This window comes from Actinopolyspora sabaoui (assembly GCF_051225635.1).
Lineage (GTDB): Bacteria > Actinomycetota > Actinomycetes > Mycobacteriales > Pseudonocardiaceae > Actinopolyspora.
Genome location: NZ_JBMIHH010000015.1, coordinates 24,100 through 46,323, shown reverse-complemented (window position 1 = coordinate 46,323; position 22,224 = coordinate 24,100). Strand labels below are relative to the sequence as shown.

Annotated in this window: 14 protein-coding genes; 8 read left to right on the top strand and 6 right to left on the bottom strand. The window is 68.1% G+C overall.

Annotated elements, in window-relative coordinates; translation table 11 throughout:
- Window positions 1–76 precede the first annotated feature (76 nt).
- Window positions 77–3,460 (top strand): L-tyrosine/L-tryptophan isonitrile synthase family protein, encoded by a 3,384-nt coding sequence (locus ACOQFL_RS21870; protein ID WP_435546085.1) that lies wholly within the window; start codon window positions 77–79, stop codon window positions 3,458–3,460.
- A gap of 803 nt (window positions 3,461–4,263) precedes the next feature.
- On the opposite strand, the gene ACOQFL_RS21865 is transcribed toward ACOQFL_RS21870, so the two are convergent.
- Complete coding sequence (locus ACOQFL_RS21865; RefSeq protein WP_435546084.1) at window positions 4,264–4,602, bottom strand: hypothetical protein; 339 nt, start codon at window positions 4,600–4,602, stop codon at window positions 4,264–4,266.
- Window positions 4,603–5,111: 509 nt separating this feature from the next.
- On the opposite strand from ACOQFL_RS21865, the gene ACOQFL_RS21860 reads away from it, so the two are divergent.
- The 3 genes from ACOQFL_RS21860 (at window position 5,112) to ACOQFL_RS21850 (ending at window position 9,864) form a co-directional block, all read left to right on the top strand.
- Window positions 5,112–6,494, top strand: a complete 1,383-nt coding sequence (locus tag ACOQFL_RS21860) for an NsdA family TPR-like regulatory protein (RefSeq protein WP_435546083.1) — start codon at window positions 5,112–5,114, stop codon at window positions 6,492–6,494.
- A gap of 76 nt (window positions 6,495–6,570) precedes the next feature.
- Window positions 6,571–7,482, top strand: coding sequence for a phosphotransferase enzyme family protein (locus ACOQFL_RS21855; RefSeq protein ID WP_435546082.1), 912 nt, complete (start codon window positions 6,571–6,573; stop codon window positions 7,480–7,482).
- A 690-nt stretch (window positions 7,483–8,172) separates the two neighbouring features.
- On the top strand, window positions 8,173–9,864 hold the full coding sequence (locus tag ACOQFL_RS21850; RefSeq protein WP_435546081.1) for a BCCT family transporter: 1,692 nt from the start codon (window positions 8,173–8,175) through the stop codon (window positions 9,862–9,864).
- Window positions 9,865–10,099: 235 nt separating this feature from the next.
- Here the strand turns inward: ACOQFL_RS21850 and ACOQFL_RS21845 are convergent, their stop codons facing one another.
- On the bottom strand, window positions 10,100–10,720 hold the full coding sequence (locus ACOQFL_RS21845) for a DUF6474 family protein (RefSeq protein ID WP_435546080.1): 621 nt from the start codon (window positions 10,718–10,720) through the stop codon (window positions 10,100–10,102).
- A 275-nt stretch (window positions 10,721–10,995) separates the two neighbouring features.
- On the opposite strand from ACOQFL_RS21845, the gene ACOQFL_RS21840 reads away from it, so the two are divergent.
- Window positions 10,996–12,684, top strand: a complete 1,689-nt coding sequence (locus ACOQFL_RS21840) for a TM0106 family RecB-like putative nuclease (protein ID WP_435546079.1) — start codon at window positions 10,996–10,998, stop codon at window positions 12,682–12,684.
- Between the two features lie 160 nt (window positions 12,685–12,844).
- On the opposite strand, the gene ACOQFL_RS21835 is transcribed toward ACOQFL_RS21840, so the two are convergent.
- The 4 genes from ACOQFL_RS21835 to ACOQFL_RS21820 form a co-directional block, all read right to left on the bottom strand.
- The gene (locus ACOQFL_RS21835; RefSeq protein ID WP_435546150.1) at window positions 12,845–13,879 is read right to left on the bottom strand and encodes an NAD(P)-dependent alcohol dehydrogenase; all 1,035 of its coding nucleotides are present in this window, start codon (window positions 13,877–13,879) and stop codon (window positions 12,845–12,847) included.
- A gap of 202 nt (window positions 13,880–14,081) precedes the next feature.
- Complete coding sequence (locus ACOQFL_RS21830) at window positions 14,082–14,840, bottom strand: SDR family NAD(P)-dependent oxidoreductase (RefSeq protein WP_435546078.1); 759 nt, start codon at window positions 14,838–14,840, stop codon at window positions 14,082–14,084.
- 327 nt (window positions 14,841–15,167) lie between these two features.
- On the bottom strand, window positions 15,168–16,130 hold the full coding sequence (locus ACOQFL_RS21825) for an aldo/keto reductase (RefSeq protein WP_435546077.1): 963 nt from the start codon (window positions 16,128–16,130) through the stop codon (window positions 15,168–15,170).
- A gap of 141 nt (window positions 16,131–16,271) precedes the next feature.
- Window positions 16,272–17,624, bottom strand: a complete 1,353-nt coding sequence (locus ACOQFL_RS21820; RefSeq protein ID WP_435546076.1) for a short-chain fatty acid transporter — start codon at window positions 17,622–17,624, stop codon at window positions 16,272–16,274.
- A gap of 347 nt (window positions 17,625–17,971) precedes the next feature.
- On the opposite strand from ACOQFL_RS21820, the gene ACOQFL_RS21815 reads away from it, so the two are divergent.
- The 3 genes from ACOQFL_RS21815 (at window position 17,972) to ACOQFL_RS21805 (ending at window position 22,034) form a co-directional block, all read left to right on the top strand.
- On the top strand, window positions 17,972–19,774 hold the full coding sequence (locus ACOQFL_RS21815; RefSeq protein WP_435546075.1) for a gamma-glutamyltransferase family protein: 1,803 nt from the start codon (window positions 17,972–17,974) through the stop codon (window positions 19,772–19,774).
- A 346-nt stretch (window positions 19,775–20,120) separates the two neighbouring features.
- Window positions 20,121–21,269, top strand: coding sequence for an RtcB family protein (locus ACOQFL_RS21810; RefSeq protein ID WP_435546149.1), 1,149 nt, complete (start codon window positions 20,121–20,123; stop codon window positions 21,267–21,269).
- A gap of 372 nt (window positions 21,270–21,641) precedes the next feature.
- Complete coding sequence (locus tag ACOQFL_RS21805) at window positions 21,642–22,034, top strand: hypothetical protein (protein WP_435546074.1); 393 nt, start codon at window positions 21,642–21,644, stop codon at window positions 22,032–22,034.
- Window positions 22,035–22,224: the final 190 nt, after the last annotated feature.

Below are 22,224 nucleotides of genomic sequence, written 5' to 3'. Positions count from 1 at the left end.
ACCCCGGGCCGGATGGTTCCAACCGCGGAGCTCGGTGTCTCCGCCCGCAGCCGGAGGAAGAGCAAGGAGATACCCGTTGGACGGTCGGTCCCGGATTGGCCCCGAGGAAAACACAGTACCGCCGTTCGGGGCGTGGCCGCTCGACGTGGCCCGGGCCGATTCCGTGCTCGCCGCGGGCGAGTACGGATTGCGTCTGTCGCGTCGCGACGGTCTGGTCAGGTTGGTCGGAAAACGGGCGGGTAGTGGGATCTCACTGGGAAGCGCCCCGACCTGGCGGGAGCTCTACCGGACGCTGATCCGGCTGCGCCTCACCCGGGGACGCCGTGATCCGGCATGGCTGGCGCTGCTCACCGAAGTACTCGACAGCCTCCCCCTCGACTTCTCGCGGGACGGATCCACGCGGGGCGATCAGCAGCGGGAGGCGTTCCCCCGGGAAGCGTTCCCGCAGGGGGGCTCCGGAGAGGGGGGCGCTTCTCGTCCCGGCCCGACATGGACCCGGTTCGCCGGGATGCTCGCCGAGGAGCCGGTAATCCGGATGCACTGCGCCACGGCCGAACCGCGCGCTCCCGAGGATGCTGCGCCTCCACTGGGTGAGCCGAGCCCCCCGCACCCCGCCTTCCCGGGTGGGACCATAGCCGTCCGGTTGCCCACCCTGCTGCGGAGCGGTCCGGCGCTGCCGCACTCCCTGCTGGGGGAGGTGGTGGGCAACCGCTTCGAACGCGGCGAGAGCGCGGCGCGCTACTTCCTGGAACACTTCGTCCGGCCGCCGCTGCGGGCCTTCCGGCTCGCACTGGAGAACTCACCGGGAATGCTGCTCATCCCGCGCGTGGAAACCCTCGCCGTGGAACTCTCCCCCGAGACGCAGGCCACCGGCCGGTTCGTGGTGACCCCCGAGACCGCGGTGCGCGAAGCCCGGGAGGTCACAGCGAACGAGGTCCGCGAGGGTGTGCGCGAACTGGTCCGCACGCTCCAGGAACTGTCCGCGACGTTCGAGCGGGCCCAGTTCGGTGAGGGGGACCGGGCGGGGCGCGGTGAGTTCCGCGCCGCGATGCGGCAGGTGATCTCGGCCGAGCTACGTGACCTGGAAACCGGCAGCGCCGATGTGCTCTCCGGAAATCATCCGCTGCGTGGTTTCGTGCACACCGTCCCGGCCGAACAGGACGAGCTGCTTCGCCGGGTACTGCGCACCGTGCAGGAGCGCACCCGGCTGCGCAGGTGGAATCGCGAGCTCGGCCAACCGGCCGTGGTGATAGATCTGGAAACCTGCGGGTTGGTGTCGGAGCGCGCGGTCCCGCCGGGACAGGCCGGGAGCGAACCGTTCCGGAACCGCTCGAACGTCGACACGCTCCTGCCCCCCTTACCGCGCGAGGAAAGCTCGAATCGCTCCCGCCCCGGGAACGCCGGAACCGAGCCCCCTCACCCCGAGAACGCTTCGTCGGAAAGTCCCCCCTCGGAAGGCTTCCCGTCGGAAGGTTCCCACCCCGGGAATCACCCGTACGAGCTCCGCCGCTCCGAGCCGGGCCTCGACGAACCCGGCGGGACGGGCGGACTGCGATTCCGCAGCCGGGAATCCCACCGCGCCGCCGAATCCGTGTGGGATCCACCCACCGCCGAGCTCGCGGAGTTGAACACACCGATCACCGGCACGGTCGGAGCGGGCCTGCCCAGGTTCGTCTGGGACATCCGCGACGCGGGTGGGCGAGTGGTGTTCTGCGTCCCGGGATCCGAGCGGCACTGCGACCACGCGCGAGTCGTACTGGATCGTGCCGGGGTCCCCGAGGCCGAGCTGATCCGGGTGCCACTCACCGAGCCCGGTTCCGCGACCGAATGGACCGTCCGTCGGTTGCGTGAACTCGGCGACACCGACGTCGTGGCGATCTTCGACACCGAAGCCGCGGCCAAGGAGATCGAGCTCTCCGGAGTGTTGACCGTCGCGGTCTCGCCGCGGGGAGAGCTGCCCAGGCAACGCGACGGTCGGAAGAACGGTGCCGCCGAACCCTTGACCGTGCCGGACCGGGGCGTGCCCGTGATCTCCAGTTTCGAGACCTCCCCGTGGCGGCATGCCGCGTGGTCCCAGCCCGTGCTCTCCAACACGCATTCCCTGGAAGAACTCCAGATAGCCTCGTTGCGGGAGAATCGCAGCTCGTGGCGCTGGGCGGTCCGGCTGACCCGCGCGGAAACCGAGTCCATGGTGGAATCCGTGCTCGATGACGCCGATCGTGCCGCGGATCGAACCGCGCTTGGCGCGACGGTGAAGTTCGCGGCCGACGAGCCGGTCGCCGACCCGGCCGAACGGACCCGGCGCACCGTCGGGGCGCTGCACCACGTGCTCACCAGGAAGCAGTTCCTCAAGGGCTCGCGCTCCAACTACCTGTTGGCGGACATGCACCGCGACGCGGATCTATTCGTGGCGCGCCACGAGCCGGTCGAGGTGATGCTGCTGGGTTTCCCGATCAAGCAGTCGCTGAATCGGCTGAAGGCGTGCGGGCCGTTACCCGACATCGCCGAGTTGGGTGGGCTGATCCGGCTGCGCGAGTTGCAGCGAGCGGCACGCGGGGTCTACCCGCCCGGTCTGCGTTTCAACATCCTCACCGACGGCAGGCACTTCCGCCCCAGACCGGTCTCGGTGACAGCCGCGTACACCCGCAAACTGCGCGAGTACGCCTCGATGGTGGGGCTAGACGGTTGCGTGTCCATCCGCGAGATCGACTCGCTGGCCACCGAACGACTCGGGCGGGAGGTGACCGATCTTCGCCCCGCCATGTACGAACGTTTCCGAGGTTCGCTGGAACGCGCGTTGCACGGGCTCGACATCACCGACCAGCCACTGCGCACCCTGGACCGGGTGCGGGATCTGGCGGATGCGCGGCTGGGGCCGGACGCGGAGAGTGTGGCGCGTTCGCTCTACCTGTTCCGCGAGATGGTGATGTCCATGGTCTACTCCGTGCCCGTGCCGACTCCCACGGGCACGGACCGGTTCGGTTGGGCCCGGACGGTCTACGCCGACGTCTACAACCTCGAGGACTCGCGACTCTCGCCGCAGCTCCGACAGGCGCGCGTCGCGGTGCTGCGGCGGGCCTGGCACAACGCGATCCGTTATCTGTCCACCATGCAGGTGGACGAGGAGCTCGGTTATGAGAAGCTGTTGGATCCCCGCGTGAGGCTCACCGTGAGCGCCGTGACCAAGGGACGCTGCGGTTTCACTTATCTGGGTGGCTCCGGGCTGCTTCCTTGGCAAGGGACCGGCGTGCTCGACAGCAGGGGGTACGTCGCCGTGGACTTCGCGGTCTCGTTGATCGACCAGGGGTTCGTGCCCGCCTTCTCACCACTGCTGGGATCGAGCCAGCCCTTGATGATGGTTCCACCGCAGTACGCGCGGCTGCCTTCCCACGGGACACGTACACCGGGCGCCCTGCTGGACGGCTCCCTGCGGGACAGAGCCCGCCTGCGCCGCAAATGACCCGGCCCCGCCCGCGTCGATTTCGCGAGAAATCGCCGCCCTCGGCAGGGCGGTCCGGCCCCAGCTCCGTCAATTTCCCGCGAAATCGCCGCCCTGGGGGTGCCCCCAAAGCCGAACTCCGACCACGCCCGCAGGCCGAGCTCCAGCCACTCCCGCAGCAGTACCGACCGCGGGTTCTCCGGTGCGGCTCTCGCGAGGACGGCCCCGACGTTGTGTAGGTCGCTACCCGATGTCGGGGCACCCGCAGCGAGAGCCGTGCCAGAGGTTCCGCCAAGTGAGCGACTATGAAACCGGGGCAACACGTCTCTCCATAGAAAACCGGGATCCCGGTACTCGCCAGGGGGGAAACGAGTACCGGAATCCCGGTTCGACTCCGTCGTCGTTGATGATGTTGAGCAGCGGAGTATCTCAACGACGGAGCTGTTGGAATCCGCGAGCCGATACCGGTTCGGGGGAGGGGAGTAACGTCGGTACCGGCTCGCGGAAGTCTGCAGGCAACACGATCTTTTCGGTGAAATCGTCAACCCGAAAAGGTGTTCATGTTCTCACCTGGTGACGCTCTGAGGCATTGTGGAGTTGTTGGGTAAGCCGAAGTTTTCCCCGTGGCGTCGTCCCACCGATGCCGTAGTCCTGTCGGCTAAACAGGACAGTCGGGAAACAACACGGTCGGGGAACGGGGGAGACCGGTGGTCGGCATAGCCGTGGTCGGGGGGCACGTCATGCCGACCACCGGTCAACCGGCGGTGACTCGGTCCGAAACCAGTTCGGGGGAGGTGGTGTCCGGTGACCGAGTCCGCCGAGTCCTACGGCACCGGCGCCGCTCGGCGCAGAGCCTGCGCCGGGCGCAGGTGCCGTGCGGGACGGGGTGCGAGGCCGCCGGCCACCAAGTGCTCGTAGGCCGAGCGCCACACCGCACAGGGTGCCTTGCGCTGGCGCAACCGGGTCGAGCACTCCGGGCAGTTGCCTCGTTCGTCCGGTTCGTGTGCGGTCAGCAGCGTCCGCCACCCCGCGGTGAGGCGCGGGATCTCGGAGCGCGCTACGGACAGCAGGGACGCCGCATCAGCGCGGTTCGCGAGCTCGGAAAGCACATCGAGTCGCTCCCATACCGCGTTGCGCAGAACCTGTCCCAGGATCGCGTCCACCGTACGTCACCGTCACTTTCTCGCCTGATCAGCGGCGAACCGCAGCGCGGAGCTGAGTTGGCCGACCCGCTCGGTCGACACCGCCGCGGTTGCGCCGGGCGGTCCGGCGAGAACCACCCTGTCCCTATCGGGGAGCACCTCGAGGGTCCGGGGAGTGTGGTCCACGCCCCGGCACTGCACCCGCAGTCGATTCGCCCCGGCGGTCCCACCGGAATCCTCGTGGCGGTGTTCCGGTCGGGGGACGGGGCCCACCGGTTCCGGTTCGCCGGACTGCTGGGAGGAATCCACTTCGCGGATGTCCTTTCGGTGCTCGGTTGCTTGCCGGTGTCTAGATTGGAACGAACCGGCACCGGTTGGCTAGGCGGTGGGCGACGACCGGACATACCGCGCGATGAGCGGTCAGCGGACTTCGGCCCGGCCGATCACCACACTTCGATGTCGACTTCACCGTCTGTTGGGCGGAGCCTTAATCTGCGATCGACGCCCGAGAAGCTTAGAGGGGTCTTCAAATGAACACCATCGGTTCCAACGGCTCTCTCGTTACACCCGAGGTCTGGGAAGGACGAGAGATGCGCCAAGCGCTGGCCAATCGTGACATCAGCGACATCTACAAGCTGTTGCGCAAGCACGGTGTCTCGCAGCGTCAGATCGCTGCCGCGACCGGCCAGTCGCAGTCCGAGGTTTCGGAGATCCTCAAGGGCAGGCAGGTCATCGCCTATGACGTGCTGGCCCGAATCGCGGATGGTCTCGGCGTCCCGAGGGGGTACATGGGCCTCGCCTATGACGGGGCGAAGGCAGTGAGAGCCACCGAACAGGAACCCGGTGGCTCCCCGGCTGAGGAGGACGAGACGGTGAAGCGTCGGAAGTTTCTTACCCATGCCGCGGCGGTTGCCATGGGGGCTTCTGTCTTCGGTGCGGAGGAGGGTGACTGGCTGATGTCCAGTGCCCAGACTCCGGCACCGTCGCGTATCGGCATGACCGACGTTCAACAGATTCAGGCAGCGACCAAGGCACTGCGCGATCTGGACTACCGTCACGGCGGGGGGACTTGCCGTGACGCTGTCGTGGCCCAGCTGAACTGGGCCAGGCAGTTGCTGCACGCCGACTGCACCGAACAAGTCAAACAGCGGTTGTTCGTCTCGCTGGCCGACATGCACAGCCTGGCGGGGTGGACCTCGTTCGACATGGGGTTGATGGATCCCGCCAGGAGCCATTTCGGCAAGGCGCTGCAGTTCGCGAAACAGGCCAACGACGACAGCCTGGCCGCCAACGTGCTTTACCGCATGGGGCGGGTCTACCTGCACTACCAGCAGCCCAACGAGGCACTCAAGCTGTTCCAGCTGGGACAGATCGCCGCGCAGGACTCCGGGTCCTCGTTGACGGTCGCCGTGATGTGTGCCAACGAGGGCTGGGCCTACGGCATGCTCAACCGCCCCGATCAGGTCGGCAAGATGTTGGGGCGTACCCAGGACGAGTTCGCCAGGGCCGAGCATAATCAGGAGCCGGACTGGGTGAAGTTCTTCGACCAGAACGACCTGCACGGCATGACGGGTTCGGTCTACGACGCGTTGGCCGAGTTCACCCCGGAGCGCTACGCACCGTTGGCCGTCGCGGAGACACTCAAGAGCAACCAGTCGTACGGGGACGACATGCAGCGCAGCCACGTGTTCATGTTGGGAATGCAGGCGACCAACCACATGCGCTCCGGCGACGTCCAGCAGGGCATCAAGGTCGGCAGGCAGGCATTGGAACTCGGTTCGCTGGTCAAGTCCGCGCGGGTGCCCGACCGGCTGCGACCCTTGCAGCTGGAAGCGGCCAAACACACCATGAACCCGGACGCGCGCGATTTCGCCGAACAGGTCCGCACCTTCCGCGAGGCGCGATCGGTTTGATCCCGGTCACCGGTGGTGCCGGAGTGCGGGTGCCGGTTCGACCACATCGAAAAGACACAACATGACATCGGCAAACATGACTTTCCCGCCGAACTCGGCATCTGGTGCCGGGGTTCCGCCCGAACTGGAAACGGCACTGGCCGAGATATGTGCCGAGGCAGGGCTCGATCATCGCGGCGCGCGGCTGCTGCGGTTCGTCAACAACGGGGTTTTCCTACTGCGTGCTCACCCCGTGGTGGTGCGTATCGTGCTGTCGCCGTCGCTGGCCTATCGCGCGGACAACGTGGTCGAGGCCGCGAGCTGGTTGGCCGAACAAGGCATCGACTCGGTGCGGCTGTTCCGCGGAGTTCCCCAGCCCGTTCGGACCGGATCCCACATCGCCACCCTTTGGGAGGAGGTCGCCGACTCCGGGGTCGCCCCCACGGGAGGCGACCTGGGCAGCCTGCTGCGCGAGCTGCACGCACTGGGGGAGCCGCCTTCGGCACCGCACTGGCAACCGATGGCCGATGCCCGACGCCGCCTCGCCGAGGGCGAGCACGAACTCGACCGCAGTGACCGGGACTTCCTGAAACGTCACTGCGACGACGTCGAGCATCGGCTCTCCGAGCTGGAGTTCGTCCTCCCCCGCAGTACCGTGCACGGCGACGCCCATCTCGGCAATGTCATCGTCGGCCCGAACGGTCCGGTGCTGTGCGATTTCGACTCGTTGTGCGCGGGACCTCCGGAATGGGATCTCACGCCGATGGCGGTGGGATATCTGCGACTGGGGCGTTCTCCGCTCGCTTATCGGCAGCTCGTGGCCGCCTACGGGTTCGACGTCGCCGACTGGTCGGGTTTCTCCGTATTGCGAGACCTGCGCGAACTGAAAATAACCGTGAGTGTACTTCCGAATCTTCGCGGTAATCCTGCTGTCGCGGAAGAGTTCTATCGTCGGTTGCGTTCGATGCGTGAGCGCGATTTCACGGTGCGCTGGTCGCCCTATCGTTGAACGGGCCACCCGACGCGGGACGCCGTGACCGAACGTGGGTGGCACGACTCGTGCCGTATCGGTCTCCGGGGAGAGCACCGGGGCTCTTGTGTCCGTTGGTTCGCGGTCGAGTCGGCCTGCCGCACCCGGCCGGATCCCGGAATTTGATCGGCGCGGCCGAACTCCGGCAACTCACCGACGGAAAACAACCGTTCGACGACATGACCTTCTTTTCGTATCGTGGAAAATTTGGTCCGGATTTGTCGAATTTCGGTTCCACTGACAGGTCGCGCTCTATTCTGTTGTCGTTCGTGGGCGAAGCGTAACCCTCGGTTCTTCGTGCTGCCACCCGGACACGCCGGGCGTGTCGGCTCCGGAGGTGGGAGATCCCGCTCGCTCGGTCCCCTTCGGAGTTTCGAATGTGTTCGTGGTCACATTTTCGCCGTGGAGCGATCCGGTTCGTCCGCTGTCGCGTCGCAGCGAAACGTTGCAACCACCCGAAGTGATCGTCGTGATCGGAGCACCACCCGTGCCGGCACGGGCTCCGTCACTCACCACAAGCACCGTAGGGGGAACGCCGTGTCCACGAACACACCTCTCCAAAAGCAGGGGCTCGGCCCGGGGGAGCCGGGTCCCGGGGACAGCTCCCGAACCAGCGAACACGACCCCGCGCCACCGGGCTCGGGCGAAAAATCCGGGACCGACCGGATCGTGTTCGGCACCGTGGCGCTGATCATGTTCGCGCTGGTGGCCTGGGGCGGCTTCGCCACGAAATCGCTCGGCGACTGGTCCAGCGGCGCGTTGAACTGGCTGATCGGCAATTTCGGCTGGAGCCTGGTACTGGCATCCACCGGGTTCGTCGTGTTCGCGCTTTACCTGGCGGTGAGCAGGTTCGGGCGGATCCCGCTCGGTGCCGACGACGAGGGACCCGAGTTCCGTACCGTTTCCTGGATCGCGATGATGTTCAGCGCGGGCATGGGGATCGGGCTGATGTTCTACGGCGTCAGTGAGCCGCTCTCGCACTTCGTCTCGCCCCCGCCCGGAGCCGTGGCCACCGTGCCGGGACCGGACGGTACGGATGTGGTCGCCCCCGGCGCCACCGACGAGGCGGTTCGAACCGCCATGGCCACGTCGCTGTTCCACTGGACGCTGCACCCTTGGGCCATCTACGCGGTCGCCGGTCTCGCCATCGCCTACAGCGCGTTCCGAAAAGGACGGAAACAACTCATCAGCGCCGTGTTCGCCCCGCTGCTCGGTGAACGCAATGCCTCCGGTCCGCTCGGCAAACTCATCGACGTGCTCGCCCTGTTCGCGACCCTGTTCGGCTCCGCCGCCTCACTCGGTATCGGAACCCTGCAGATCCGCACCGGCCTCAGCGAGGCGGGTTGGATCGACGGCGCGAGCACCGCGGTACTGGTGCTGATCATCGTGGTACTGACCGTCTGCTTCATCGCGTCGGCGGTGTCCGGCATCGCCAGGGGAATCCAGTACCTGTCCAACATCAACATGGTGCTCGCCGCGCTGCTGGCGGTGTTCGTGTTCCTGGTGGGACCGACGGTGTTCATGCTGAACCTGATCCCCACCTCACTGGGTACCTACCTCGGTGACTTCGGCCTGATGGCCTCGCGTTCCGGTGCCACCGGCGGCGACGAGACCCAGCGTTGGCTGTCCACCTGGACCGTTTTCTACTGGGCCTGGTGGATCTCCTGGACGCCCTTCGTGGGGATGTTCATCGCACGCATCAGTCGGGGGAGGACCATCCGACAGTTCGTGGGTGGCGTGCTGCTCGTTCCCAGCGTGGTCAGCGTGATCTGGTTCGCGATATTCGGCGGCGCCGCCATCGGCCTGTCCAGGGACGGCGTGTCCGTCGCGGAAGGCGGTGCGGAGGCCCAGACGTTCAACGTGCTGGAGCAGCTCCCGCTGTCGACCATCACCTCGGTACTGGTGATGATCCTGGTGGCCATCTTCTTCGTCTCCGGTGCGGACGCGGGATCGGTGGTGATGGGCACCCTGTCGCAGCGCGGTTCCATCGAGCCCGCGCGCTGGGTCGTGATCTTCTGGGGTGCGGCCACCGGTGCGGTCGCGGCCGTGATGCTGGTCATCGGGCACGGTGGCGACACCGCGTTGAGCGGCATCCAGAACCTGACCTTCATCGGCGCGTTGCCGTTCACCGTGGTGATGGTGGTGATGTGCGTGGCGCTGGTGAAGGATCTGCGCGCGGATCCGCTCACTCTCCGCGCCGACAAGGGGACCGAGGTGCTGGAACGGGCCGTGCTCAAGGGGCACGAGCAGCACGACGGGAACTTCGAACTGGAGATCTCGGAGGACGACGGCGAACCGTCGGACGGCGAGTCGTCCGAATCCCCGGCCACCTCAGCCGACGCGGCCGATCGGGACCCATAGGAGCTTCGAGTGCTAGCTGTGTTCGTAGGGGCAGCGTAAATTTCCCGCGAAATTGACGCCGACCTGGGGCGATGTGGTCCCGTGGCCGTCAATTTCCCGCGAGATCGCCGCGCCCCTTCGACGCGGCGCCGAACTCCGATCACTCCGGCAGGCCGTACTCCGACCACGCCCGCAGCCCGCGCCGCCGTGCGCGAGGTTCCGCCACAGGCGAGGTCACGCAAACCGAGAGACCTACTCACCCTTCCACCCGGAAGCGGCGCAGCAGATCGTCCTCGATCCTGCCCAACTCACCCCGCACGGCCCGGTGCGCCGAGCGACGCCTGCCGGCGGGCATCCGCTCCGCCGCGCGTACCGCGCTCGCCAGTTCGGACAGGCGTTGCTGCGCCGAGTCCACGAAGCGTGTCACCTCCGTATCGCCCCGGTCCGATTGCTCGCGTTCGCGCAGGTCCCGCAGGGCCGTGCTGTCCCCCGCGATCCGGGCGTGCAGTGCGGCGCCCCGCCCCGAAAAGCGGTCCACCTCCGTCACGGCCACCCCGAGCCTGCGGGCTCTCGCCCGTTCGTAGGTCTCCCGGGCCGCCGAGGCCGCCTGGGCCGCGTAGGGCGCCAACGCCGGTCCGATCACCCTGGCCACCCCGACCGCCTTTCTGGCGTTGCCGGGCGTGATCCGTCCCGCCTCGCCCTTGCTCGCGGCCTTGTACCGCTGTTTGGCGAGCTTGACCTCCTGCTTGACGGTCTTGGGGTTCTTCCCCTCGAAGTGGCCCCCCGAATCCGCCTCCGGGGAACGTCGTGGTTTGGGGGTCTCGGAGCGCCGACGCGCTGCCGGGGCCTCGTGCCGCGTTCGCTGTGCGCGTGTCATACCGACGAACACCTCCGGACCGATCCGGCGTAACGGATACTGCGCCGATCAGTCTAGGCAGTACCGCCGTTCGTTGCTACAGCGCGGCGAGTGCTCGAACACAAAACGTGCTGAGCGCTGTTTTCGGATGTTGGAACGCCTCGCCGTGACGTTCGCCGCGTGAGCCGTCCGTGTGTTCCGCTTGCCAGGGGTTTTCGGAATTCGGAAGGGCGATTGTCATATCTCTCACCGGGGTGATGGACGCGCTCGTCGGAGTTAGGACATACCCTGCAAGCGTGGGATCCGAGGTGCTACTGGACGGCGATGTGGTGACACGCTGTCGCCGCCGCGTACATCTCGACCACGATCCGACCATGATCGACTCGCCGACCGCTCCGCTCGACCCGGGCGCGGAACAGCGAATCGCCGACGCGGCCGAGCACCGGCGCGAGCTCGCCGATCGGCTCGGCAGAGAGCTCGCACCGGACTGGATCGAGATCCCCGGCGACGAGAGCGTCCTCGACAGGGAGCGAGCGACCCTCGCCGCGATGCGTTCCGGCGTCGGATACATCTCGGGCGCACAGCTGCCCTCGGACAACGAGGGCGGCAGACAGGGCTCGGTAGATCTGCTGGTGCGCAGCCGGGGCGGTTACGTGCCCGTACTCGTGGTCCGCCACAAGGTGACCGACCCCGGTAAGGGTGCGCGGACCTCCCCGCTGGCCGATCCCAGGCCCGAGTCGGCGGCCAGGGACCCGAGACGCAAACCTCGTTCGCAGGCCAGGGACCAACTCCGGCTGGCTCACCTGGTGCGGCTGTTGCAGGCGTGCGGGATGCAGCCCACCGGCAAGAAGTTCGGCGGGGCGATCGGCTCCGACACCGAGACCGTGCTGTGGCACGATCTCGAATCCCGTGGCTGGTCGGGCGGTCGCAGCGTGCTCGCGGAGTACGACGAGCGGTTCGCCGACCGGATCGCGGTCGCCGAGGCCGCCGCGACGGAAAGCGAGGCACTGGCCCAGCCCACGCGTGTGTTGGAGTGCAAGGGGTGCCCCTGGTGGCCGGTCTGCGGTCAGCAGCTGCGTGCCGCCAGGGACGTGAGCCTGGTGGTGCGCGGCGACGATGCCGTGCGGCTTCGTGCGGTCGGGGTCACGACCGTGGACCAGCTGGCGGAGTTGCCGGTGGGGGCAACGAGGGAGCAACCACTGCCACCCAACCGGATGAGCGACGCTGTGCTGCTGGCCAGGGCCTGGTTGCGCGACCTCCCGCTGGTTCGACGGGTCTCGGAGGTGAAGGTCTCCCGGGGCGACGTCGAGATCGACGTGGACATGGAGAGCTACGCCGACTCCGGCGCCTACCTGTGGGGCACGCTGCTCTCCTATCCGAGGGACGAGGCCAACGGGACCCGCACCACGGCCGAACTGCTCGGCGTGGAGCCCGGCTATCGCGGGTTCGTCACCTGGGACCCGCTGCCCTCCGACGACGAGGCCAGGTCGTTCGCCGAGTTCTGGTCCTGGTTCTCCGCGTTGCGCCGCGCCGCCCACGAGCACGGCCTGACCTTCCGCGCCTACTGCTACAACGAGCTCGCCGAGAACCGTTGGATGCTGAGTTCGGCGCAGCGGTTCGCGGGCAAACCGGGCATCCCGACCGTCGAGGAGGTCCGGGAGTTCGTCGGCTCCTCCGAGTGGGTGGACGTGTTCGCCGTGGTTCGTGACCAGTTCCTCTGTCCGAACGGCAAGAGTCTGAAAGTCATCGCGCCCAGCGCCGGGTTCGCCTGGCGCGACTCCGAGGCGGGTGGGGAGAACTCGATGCGCTGGTACCGCGACGCGGTCGGTTTCGACGGCGGTGCGCCCGAGCCGGAACAGCGCGACCGGCTGCTGGAGTACAACGAGGACGACGTCAGGGCGACCCTGGCCATCCGGCGCTGGATCTCCTCGGGGCAGGTGCGCGAAATCCCGTACACCGGGGACATGCCTCCCCCGGGCAGGTGATCACCCGTTGGAGCAACCGCTCGGGACTCCCTGAACCCGGCCCTGACCCGCCGCTCGGGCAGCGGGTTCGCCGGAGCACCGAGGCCGGGGCGCGGCCGTCCGACCCGGACTTCCGTGGGGGCCTTCAGCGGGGACTTTCGCAGGGAGCGAGCACGGGTGATCAGGGCACGATCACGGCCCTGCCGGGGATCTCACCCCGATGGAAGCGCTCGTAGATCTCGGGGGTCTCGTCCAGCCCGAACGAGTCCACGTGCACCCGAACCGCACCGGAGCGGGCCAGCTCCAACACCTCGATCAGCTCCGAGCGGCTGCCCCAGTACGTCGCGGAGACCGAGACCTCGAACGGCGTCGTGCCGAAGCCGACCGGTACCGTCCCGCCCCCGATGCCGACCATGGTGAGGTCGCTCTCGGCGCGGGTGCACTTCGCCGCGATGGCGGTGGTCGCCGAGTTGCCGACGAAATCGAGCACCACCTCGGCGCCGAAGCCGTTCGTGAGCTCGCGGATCCTGTCCGGTGCGGACTCGTCGGAGACCACGGTGCGGTGCGCGCCGATCCGGTGGGCCAGTTCCAGCTTCTGCTCGCTGACGTCCACCGCGATCACCTCGGCGGGCGATAGCGCACGCAGCAGCTGCACCGCAACGTGGCCGAGGCCGCCGGTGCCGATCACCACGGCCCTGGAACCGCCCACGAGCTTCGGCAGCGACTTCTTGATCGCGTGGTAGGGCGTCAGGCCCGCGTCGGTCAGCGGGGCCGCTTCCACCGGGTCCAGATCGCCCAGCGGCACCAGGTGGCGTTCCCGGTCCACCAGCATGTATTCCGCCATCGCTCCCGGGGCGCCCAGGCCGGGCGGGCGGATGCCCAGCTGCTCCGCGTAGTCGCAGTAGTTCTCCTTGCCCTGGGAGCACATGTGGCAGAGGCCGCAGCCCTGCGGGCCGTAGACCGCCATCCGGTCGCCCACGGAGCAGCTGTAGGTGCCGGGGCCGAGCGCGCTGACGGTTCCGATTCCCTCGTGCCCCAACGTCATGGGAAGCGAGTAGGGAAAACTCTCCTCGGGCCAGCTCATCACGGCTATGTCGGAGTGGCACATCCCGGCCGCGTCCACTTTGAGCAGAATCTGGCCGGGGCCGGGCTCGGGGATGTCCACCTCGACCACTTCCGGTTGATCCCCGACCCGGCGGTACTGAACGGCTTTCATAGCGTGCGCCATTCCACATCCCTTCGCATCCGCTGCCGGTCGCATCATGCGGCATCGGCGGAGTCGCCGCAGCGTTACGGCGACGTGCGGATGACGGGGCGCTCCGACGGCTCCCCTCGGAACACCCCGACGCCGAACCACCCCGACGCCGAACCACAGCGCGACCTGTCGACGGTGCCTGGCGCCGCGCGAGGAACGGGCCTTACTTGGGCCCCATCCGCAGCCCGCCGTCCATCCGGATGACCTCGCCGTTGAGGTAGTCGTGCTCGACGATGTCCAGGGCCAGCCTGGCGTAGTCCTCGGGCGTGCCCAACCGCTTCGGGAACGGTACTCCTTCGGCCAGGGTGTCGCGGATCTCCTCGCCGACCGTGGCCAGCATCGGCGTGTCCACGATGCCCGGTGCGATCGTCATCACGCGGATCCCGGTCGAGGAGAGATCGCGCGCCGCGGGCAGCGTCAGACTGGCCACGCCACCCTTGGAGGCCGCGTAGGCGGCCTGCCCGATCTGTCCGTCGTAGGCCGCGATCGAGGCGGTGTTGACGACGACGCCGCGCTGCCCGTTCTCGTCCGGCTCGGTCTCGCCGATCGCGGCCGCGGCCAGTCGGAGCATGTTGAACGTGCCGACCAGGTTGACCTCGACCACCTTGCGGAACAGGTCGAAGTCGTGCGGCCCCTTCCGCCCGGCGACCCGCGCCGATGGCCCGATGCCCGCGCAGTTGACCACGGTGCGCAACGGCACACCCGAGCCCGCGGCCGAATCCACCGCCGCCTGCACCTGGTCCGCGTCGGTCACGTCGGCCGCGGTGTGGGTCACCCCTTCCACCTCGGCCGCGTTCGCCACGGCGTCCGGCAGGTCGACCGCGAAGACGCGGGCCCCGTTCGCGGCGAGTTCGCGTGCGGTGGCGGCGCCCAGTCCGGACGCCCCGCCGGTGACGATGGCGGCAGTACCGTTCAGTAACATCTCATCTCTCCTGGTTTGGGACTTGTGGGTCGGCCTTGTAGGGGGCTCGGGTGGCGGAACCTCTCGCGGGCTCTCGCTCCGGGGAGGCCCGACCTCGGGTAGTTACTACACAACGTCGGGCCTTCCTCGCGAGAGCACCACGAGAGAACCCGCGGCGGTGCAGGCTGCGTGGGTGGTCGTTCGGCGCTGCCGCGCCGATGGAGAGGGACCTTGCACGCTCGGCTCGAAGTCGTTCAAGTCCTGGAATCGGGTTCGAGGACTTCGGAACTCGATGGGCAGGTTACGGATCTCCATCCTTTGTAACCGGATACTCGACGACCGGCTTCGTCAGCGGTAGGCGGGTGGGCAGATCGTGTCGATCTCGTCGAGATCGGCCTGGCTGGGGCGCCACTGGCCCGCCGAGGCGTTCGACTCGACCTGCTCCGGCGAGGTGGCACCGCTGATCACCGAACCGACAGTGGGCTGCGCCGCCAGCCATCCGATGGCGGTGGCGATCATGGAGATCTCGCGCTTCGCCGCGAACTCCCGCAGCCGCTCTATCCGTTCCCAGGGGGCGTCGGCCAGCAGCCGCTCGCGACCGGACAGCCTGCTGCCCTCCGGCGGCTCCTGGCCCTGCTGGTACTTACCGGTGAGCAGCCCGTTCGCCAGCGGGAAGTACGGGATGAGTCCCACCCCGAACTTCGAGCAGGCCGGGATCACCTCGCGCTCGGCCTCGCGTTCCAGCAGCGAGTAGTGGATCTGGGCCGAAACCGGGCCCGTGATCCCCCGATGGGTGGAGGTCCACGACGCGTCGACGGTCTGCCACCCCGCGAGGTTGCAGTGCCCCACGTACCGGATCTTGCCCTCCCGGACCAGGTCGTCCAGTACGGACAGCGTCTCGTCCAGCGGAGTCAGCGGATCGGCGCGGTGCAGTTGGTACAGGTCGATCCATTCGGTGTCCAGCCGTCGCAGTGACGCCTCCACCGCGCGGCGCACGTAGCGGCGGGAACCGCGTGCCTCGAAGTCGGGGCCGTTGCCGCCCTGCATGTCCATCCCGAACTTCGTGGCGATGACGGCCCGATCACGATGTCCCCGCAGCGCTTGGCCGAGCAGCTCCTCACTGCGTCCTCGCGGTGAGCCGTACGCATCGGCCACGTCGAAGAATGTGATGCCCGAATCCAACGCGCGGTTGACCACGTGCTGCGCACCGCGCGGGGATTCGGTGGTCGTGCCCGGCCTGCCCAGGTTGTTGCACCCCAGGCCGACGGCACTGACCACGAGACCGGAATCGCCCAGACGTCGCTGTTCCACGAGATCCGACTCTAGCCCCGGCGGGATGTCGCGTCACGGGTTTCCCCGCCGCGCCCCCCGGTCGCGTCAGCCCACGAGCCGGTTCCCCGTTCGGGGGCGGGCGTTCGGGAAACGTGTGACGGCGCTCCTCCGCCGTAGCGGTCAGATGCTGACGACGAGCATGGTCCCGGCGAGGACCACACCGCTGACGACGAGTGTGACCGCGGTGAAGCCCAGGATGTCGCGGATGCGCAGCCGGGCCATCGCGAGCAGGGGAAGCGCCCAGAACGGTTGGATCATGTTGGTCCACTGGTCGCCGTAGGCCACGCCCATGGTCACGATCGCGGGATCGACGCCGAGACGGGAGCCTGCCTCCAGGAAGACCGGGGCCTGCACGGCGAACTGTCCACCGCCGGAGGGAACGAAGAAGTTCACGATGCCGCCGGCGAGGAAGCTCCACAGGCCGAGCGTGGTCTCGTTGGAGATCGAGACGAAGAAGTCGGAGAAGATCGTGATGAGGCCGGTGGCGCTCATGATCCCGAGGATGCCCGCGTACAGCGGGAACTGCAGCAGGATGTCGCCGACGTTTCTCGCGGCCTGGGCGCCGAGTCGCCCCAGTTCGCGGGGTGAGTCGATCAGCAGCAGAATCAGGCAGAGAAACGTCCAGTTGACGATGTTCAGGGTGAGGGAGAACCCTTCCTGGGCGAAGTAGATCACCAGGTAGGCCAGTAGCAAGGCGCCCATCGCGAGGGTGATCGCACGGGCGTTGTCGACTCGTTCGGCCGGTGTGACCCCGGTTGTGGTCTCGATGAGACCGTTTTCCCGCTCCTCCGTGGTCTCGGCGTCTTTCGGGAATTCGATGATCCGCTCGTTGGAGCCCGGAGCCATCAGCATCATCGCGCCCACGACGACGAGCAGCGTCACGAGGGCGGCGGTGATGTTCCACCAGGAGAAGATCGTCTCGGTGATCGGCAGCGGAGCACCGAGCTGATCCTGGGCGAAGCTTCCCTCGGTGGCGGCGGCCAGTGGCCCTGAGCCGGAATAGCCCATGTGCCACACCACGAAACCGGAGTATCCCGCGGCCACCAGCAGGGGATAGTGCAGGCGCATCCCGCGTTCGCGACCGACCCGCGCGACCTCGACGGAGAGCAGTGCCGCGACGACCAGGCCGAGCCCCCAGGTGAGCAGGGAGGCGGCGCCGGCGCACAAGGTCACGAAACCGTACGCCCGCAGAGGTGTCCCGGGCACCCGTGCGAGTCGTAAGAGCAGTCGGTGCACCGGTCCGGTGTGCGCCAGGAGATATCCCAGCAGCAGCACCAGAGCGATCTGGGTCATGAACTCGAGCAATCCGGTCAGGCCGTCTCCCCAGGCGCGGATCACCTCGACCGGGCCCGAGTCGGTCATGCCCAGCGCCATCAGGCCAACGGTGATCGTGAGCACGACGGCGAAGACGAACGAGTTCGGCAGCCATCGCTCGACCATCGCCACGAACGGTCGCGAGAGGGTACGCAACATCGGGAAGCCCACCTTCGAAACGCGGGATGCCGAAAGATTCACCACACCCTAGAAGTGGCATCGCTCTAGAGGAACCCGTTGACGACGAACTTTGGACAGAGCCGAGAAATCGACGGTTCCCGCTCGGAGATGAAGCGATCGTCCGTTTCAGGGCGGCGTTTTGACCCGCTCGACGGCAAGGGTGTGTCTCATGTGGCGTGTTTTGTAGCGGGTGCGGGGCGTCGGCGGGTTTAGGCGACGGCGGGGGTGGGGAAGGCGGCGATAGGTTCAGGTGCGGAACCGTCCGGTACACAGCACGGCCACCGGCGGACCGAGCCGACGAACCCTCCCCAGATCGGAGTGATCGCATGGCCAGCCCCACACGTCCCGAACTCGCGGGTACGCACGGCATGGTCGCCTCGACGCACTGGCTCGCCTCCGCCGCTGGCATGGCGGTGCTGGAGGACGACGGCAACGCCTTCGACGCCGCCGTGGCGGCCGGCTTCGTGCTGCAGGTGGTCGAACCGCATCTCAACGGTCCCGGGGGCGAACTTCCCGCCCTGTTCGCCACACCGGGCGGCCCCGTTCGCGCGCTCTGCGGCCAGGGGCCGGTGCCCGCCGGTGCCACGGTCGAACACTTCCGGGACGAACTGGGGCTCGAACTGATCCCGGGGTCCGGGTTGCTTCCCGCCACCGTGCCCGGTGCCTGGGACGGCTGGTTGCTGCTGCTGCGCGACTACGGCACCAAGTCGCTCGACGAGGTCCTGCGGTTCGCGATCGGGTACGCCCGCGACGGGTTTCCCGTGGTCCCGAGGCTGGCGGAGACCATCGCAACGGTGCGCGAGATGTTTCGCGTGCGCTGGCCGTCCTCCGCACGGTTGTGGTTGCGCGACGGTGCCGCGCCCGCCGCGGGAACGCTACTGCGCAACCCGGTGTTGGCCCGGACGTGGCAGCGACTGCTGCGGGAGTCCGACGCCGCGGGAGGTGACCGCTGCGACCGCATCGACGCGGCCCGCCGGGCCTGGGCGCAGGGTTTCGTCGCCGAAGCGGTGGACAGGTTCGCGCGCGGCCCGGTCGCCGACAGTTCGGGACGCTCGCACGCGGGGGTGCTCACCGGGCAGGACATGGCCGAGTACAGCGCCACCTACGAAAAGCCCGTGACGCTGCGGACCTCCGACGACGGGCGGTTGGCCAAGTTCGGCGCGTGGTGCCAGGGACCCGTGCTGCTGCAGCAGCTGCGACTGCTGGAGCAGCTGCCGGTGGAGTACCGGGACGGGGTCGCCACCGCGGAAACCGTGCACCACGCCGTGGAGGCGGCCAAACTCGCCTTCGCCGACCGGGAGGCGCACTACGGCGACTCGGCCGATCCCGGGGTGCTGCCGGAACTGTTCGGCGCGGGGTACACCGCCGCGCGTCGCGAACTGATCGGGGAGCACGCGGCCGAAACGCTGCGGCCGGGAAGTCCCGGCGGCCACGCACCACGATTGCCCGAGTACGTCTCCGAGGCACGAGGGGCGGGACTCCCACCCGATCCCAGCGGGGTGGGATTGGGGGAACCGACGGTCTCGCCGAACGGGGACAGCAAGGGCGACACCGTGCACCTCGACGTGGTCGACCGCTGGGGGAACATGGTCTCGGCCACCCCTTCCGGAGGTTGGTTGCAGTCCTCCCCCGTGATCGAGGAACTGGGGTTCTGCCTGGGGACCCGTGCTCAGATGTGCTGGCTGCGCGAAGGGCTGCCGAATTCGTTGGTTCCCGGCCGCAGGCCGCGCAGCACGCTCAGCCCTTCACTGTTCACCAGGGGCGACGAGCCCGTGCTGGCCTTCGGCACGCCGGGCGGTGATCAGCAGGACCAGTGGCAGCTGTGCTTCTGGCTGGCCCATGTGCACGGTGGGCTGGACCTGCAGGCGGCCATCGACGCGCCCGCCTGGCACACCACCGCGTTTCCGGCCTCGTTCTACCCGCGCGGCTGGCAACCGCGCCGGGTGCTCGCCGAGTCGCGACTCGGCGAGGCGACCTTCGAGCGGCTGCGGCAGCGCGGCCACGAGGTGACCGACGCGGGCCCCTGGGCGCTGGGCAGGCTCTCCGCCGTGGGCAGGGACCCCGAGACCGGGATGCTGCGGGGCGCCGCCAACGCGCGCGGCGCGCAGGGCTACGCCGTGGGGCGATAGTGGCGTTTCCGATTCCTTCGGTTCGCGACGATTTCGCGAGAAATCGACGCGGTACCGGTGGTGATCGTTGCTCCGCCGCGACGCGGAGGACTCCTGGATCCAGGGGTTCCTTCCGGCGTCGTCGGAGGGCACGAAATCATTGGACGTCGTTTCCCTGCCGGGCTTACGGTTCTTGTGTCCCGTTCTCAGATTTCCGCTCCCGGCCGAGTTCGCGACGGCGCGGCGATTTCGCGCGAAATCGCCGTCGCACGGAATCGCCACCGGAGAGCGTCCGATGTCCGTACAAGGGTGAAGTGTCGTGGAGGAATACCCCGTACTGCTGTCCGGTACCCGCGCTCCCACGTTCATGTGGGCCGCCGAGCACGAGGTCGAGTCCGCCGTGCTGGACCAGCTGCGCAACATCGCGGCCCTGCCGTGGGTGCACGGGGTGCGTGTCATGCCGGATGTTCACCTGGGCAAGGGCGCCACGGTCGGTTCGGTCATCGCCATGCGAGACGCCGTTTCCCCCGCTGCCGTGGGTGTGGACATCGGCTGCGGCATGGAAGGCGTCAAGACCTCGCTGCACGCCGACGACCTGCCCGCCGATCTCGGCGGTATCCGCACGAGCATCGAACGTGCCGTGCCGGTGGGTTTCCGCGCGCACGACGAGGCCGTCGATCCCGCGCGGCTGGGGCTGGACACCTCCGAGTGGCAGGACCTCTGGAAACGTTTCGGCGAGCTGCACGGCGGAGTGAGCTCGCTGGAGAGCAAGGCGGGTAAACAACTCGGCACGCTCGGCGGTGGCAACCACTTCATCGAGGTGTGCCTGGACGAGAACGACACCGTCTGGCTCATGCTGCACAGCGGTTCCCGGCACATCGGCAACCGTCTCGCCGAACAGCACATCGCGGCGGCCCGCGAACTACCGCACAACCAGGATCTGCCCGACCGCGACCTCGCGGTGTTCGTCTCCCACACCCCGCAGATGGCGGCCTACCGGCACGACCTGTTCTGGGCGCAGGAGTACGCGCGCGTCAACCGGCGGATCATGCTCGCCCTGACGATGCGGGCATTGCGCGAGTGCTTCACCGGACGACGGATCGAGTTCGACGAACCGATCTCCTGCCACCACAACTACGTGGCGGAGGAGACCATCGACGGTCAGCCCATGCTGGTCACCCGCAAGGGCGCGATCCGGGCGGGGAAGGGCGACATGGGGCTCATTCCCGGCTCGATGGGCACCGGTTCCTACGTGGTCCGCGGCCTGGGATCGGACGACTCGTTCCAGTCCGCGGCGCACGGGGCCGGTCGCCGGATGAGCAGGAACAAGGCCAAGAAGACGTTCGGTTCGCGCGACCTGCGCGAGCAGACCTCGGGAGTGGAGTGCCGCAAGGACGACGGGGTGCTCGACGAGATTCCGGGTGCCTACAAGGACATCGACTCCGTCATCGAGGCGCAGAGCGCGCTGGTGGAAGTGGTGGCCAGGTTGCGGCAGGTGGTTTGCGTGAAGGGGTAGTGGAGGTTCCCGGCGTCCCGGTCCGCGCGGGTGGTCGCTTGGCGGAACCTCTCGCGGGCTCTCGTTCCGGGGAGGCCCGACATCGGGTAGTCACTACACAACGTCGGGCCTTCCTCGCGAGAGCACCACGAGAGAACCCGCGGCGGTGCCGACTGTGGCAGTGGTCGGGGTTCGCCCTACGAGGGTGGTTGGAGTTCGACCTGCGTCGATGGCGCGGCGATTTCGTGGGAAATTGACGCCCACGCTGCCGCGCCTGTTCGGTTCTTCGGCCCACGGCCCCCGTCCGGTCTGCGAGACTGCGGAAGCGGGCGGACCGGTGTTCCGCCGCGAGCCCGCGTGCTGTCCCGGTGCCGAACGGAGAGGCTGTTGCTGGTGAACTCTTCGAGTTCGAGGAGCGAGGACGGGCGAGTCGTCGACCCGGTGCGCGCCGGGGGAGATCCCGCGACGGACCCCGGATCCGGTTACTCGGTGGACCGGGACCGCATCCCGGAAGCCGTCGCCGAGTTGCGCCGTGCCCTGCACGCCCTGGAACGGGCCGCCGACGAGGCGCGTGGTAACGCGACACTGCTCGCCCCCGGTCACGATCCCTACAGTCGGCGCGCGGCGCACGAAATGGGGCCGAGACTGGTGACGGACTACCTGGCTGGCAACGAGCGGGACCAGCGTGAACTGCGCGCGATGATCACCGATCTCGAGGACGCGATGCGACGATACGACGCTAACGAGGACGAGGCGACTCACGCATTGCGCACCGCCTCGGAGTGACCTCCGGAGGAACTCCCCCGGAGGAATTCCCCCGGAGGTGCCTCTTGCCGGGGCCAGTCCTGCCGGGAGCCGGAAGGCATCGGATCGTCCGAAACCACCCGAACGGCGATCGTTGTTCTGGCAGACTGCGCGGCGACGGGGATCTCGCATCGTCGGTCGTGAGGGGCCGTACGTGTGACGGGCCAGGCGA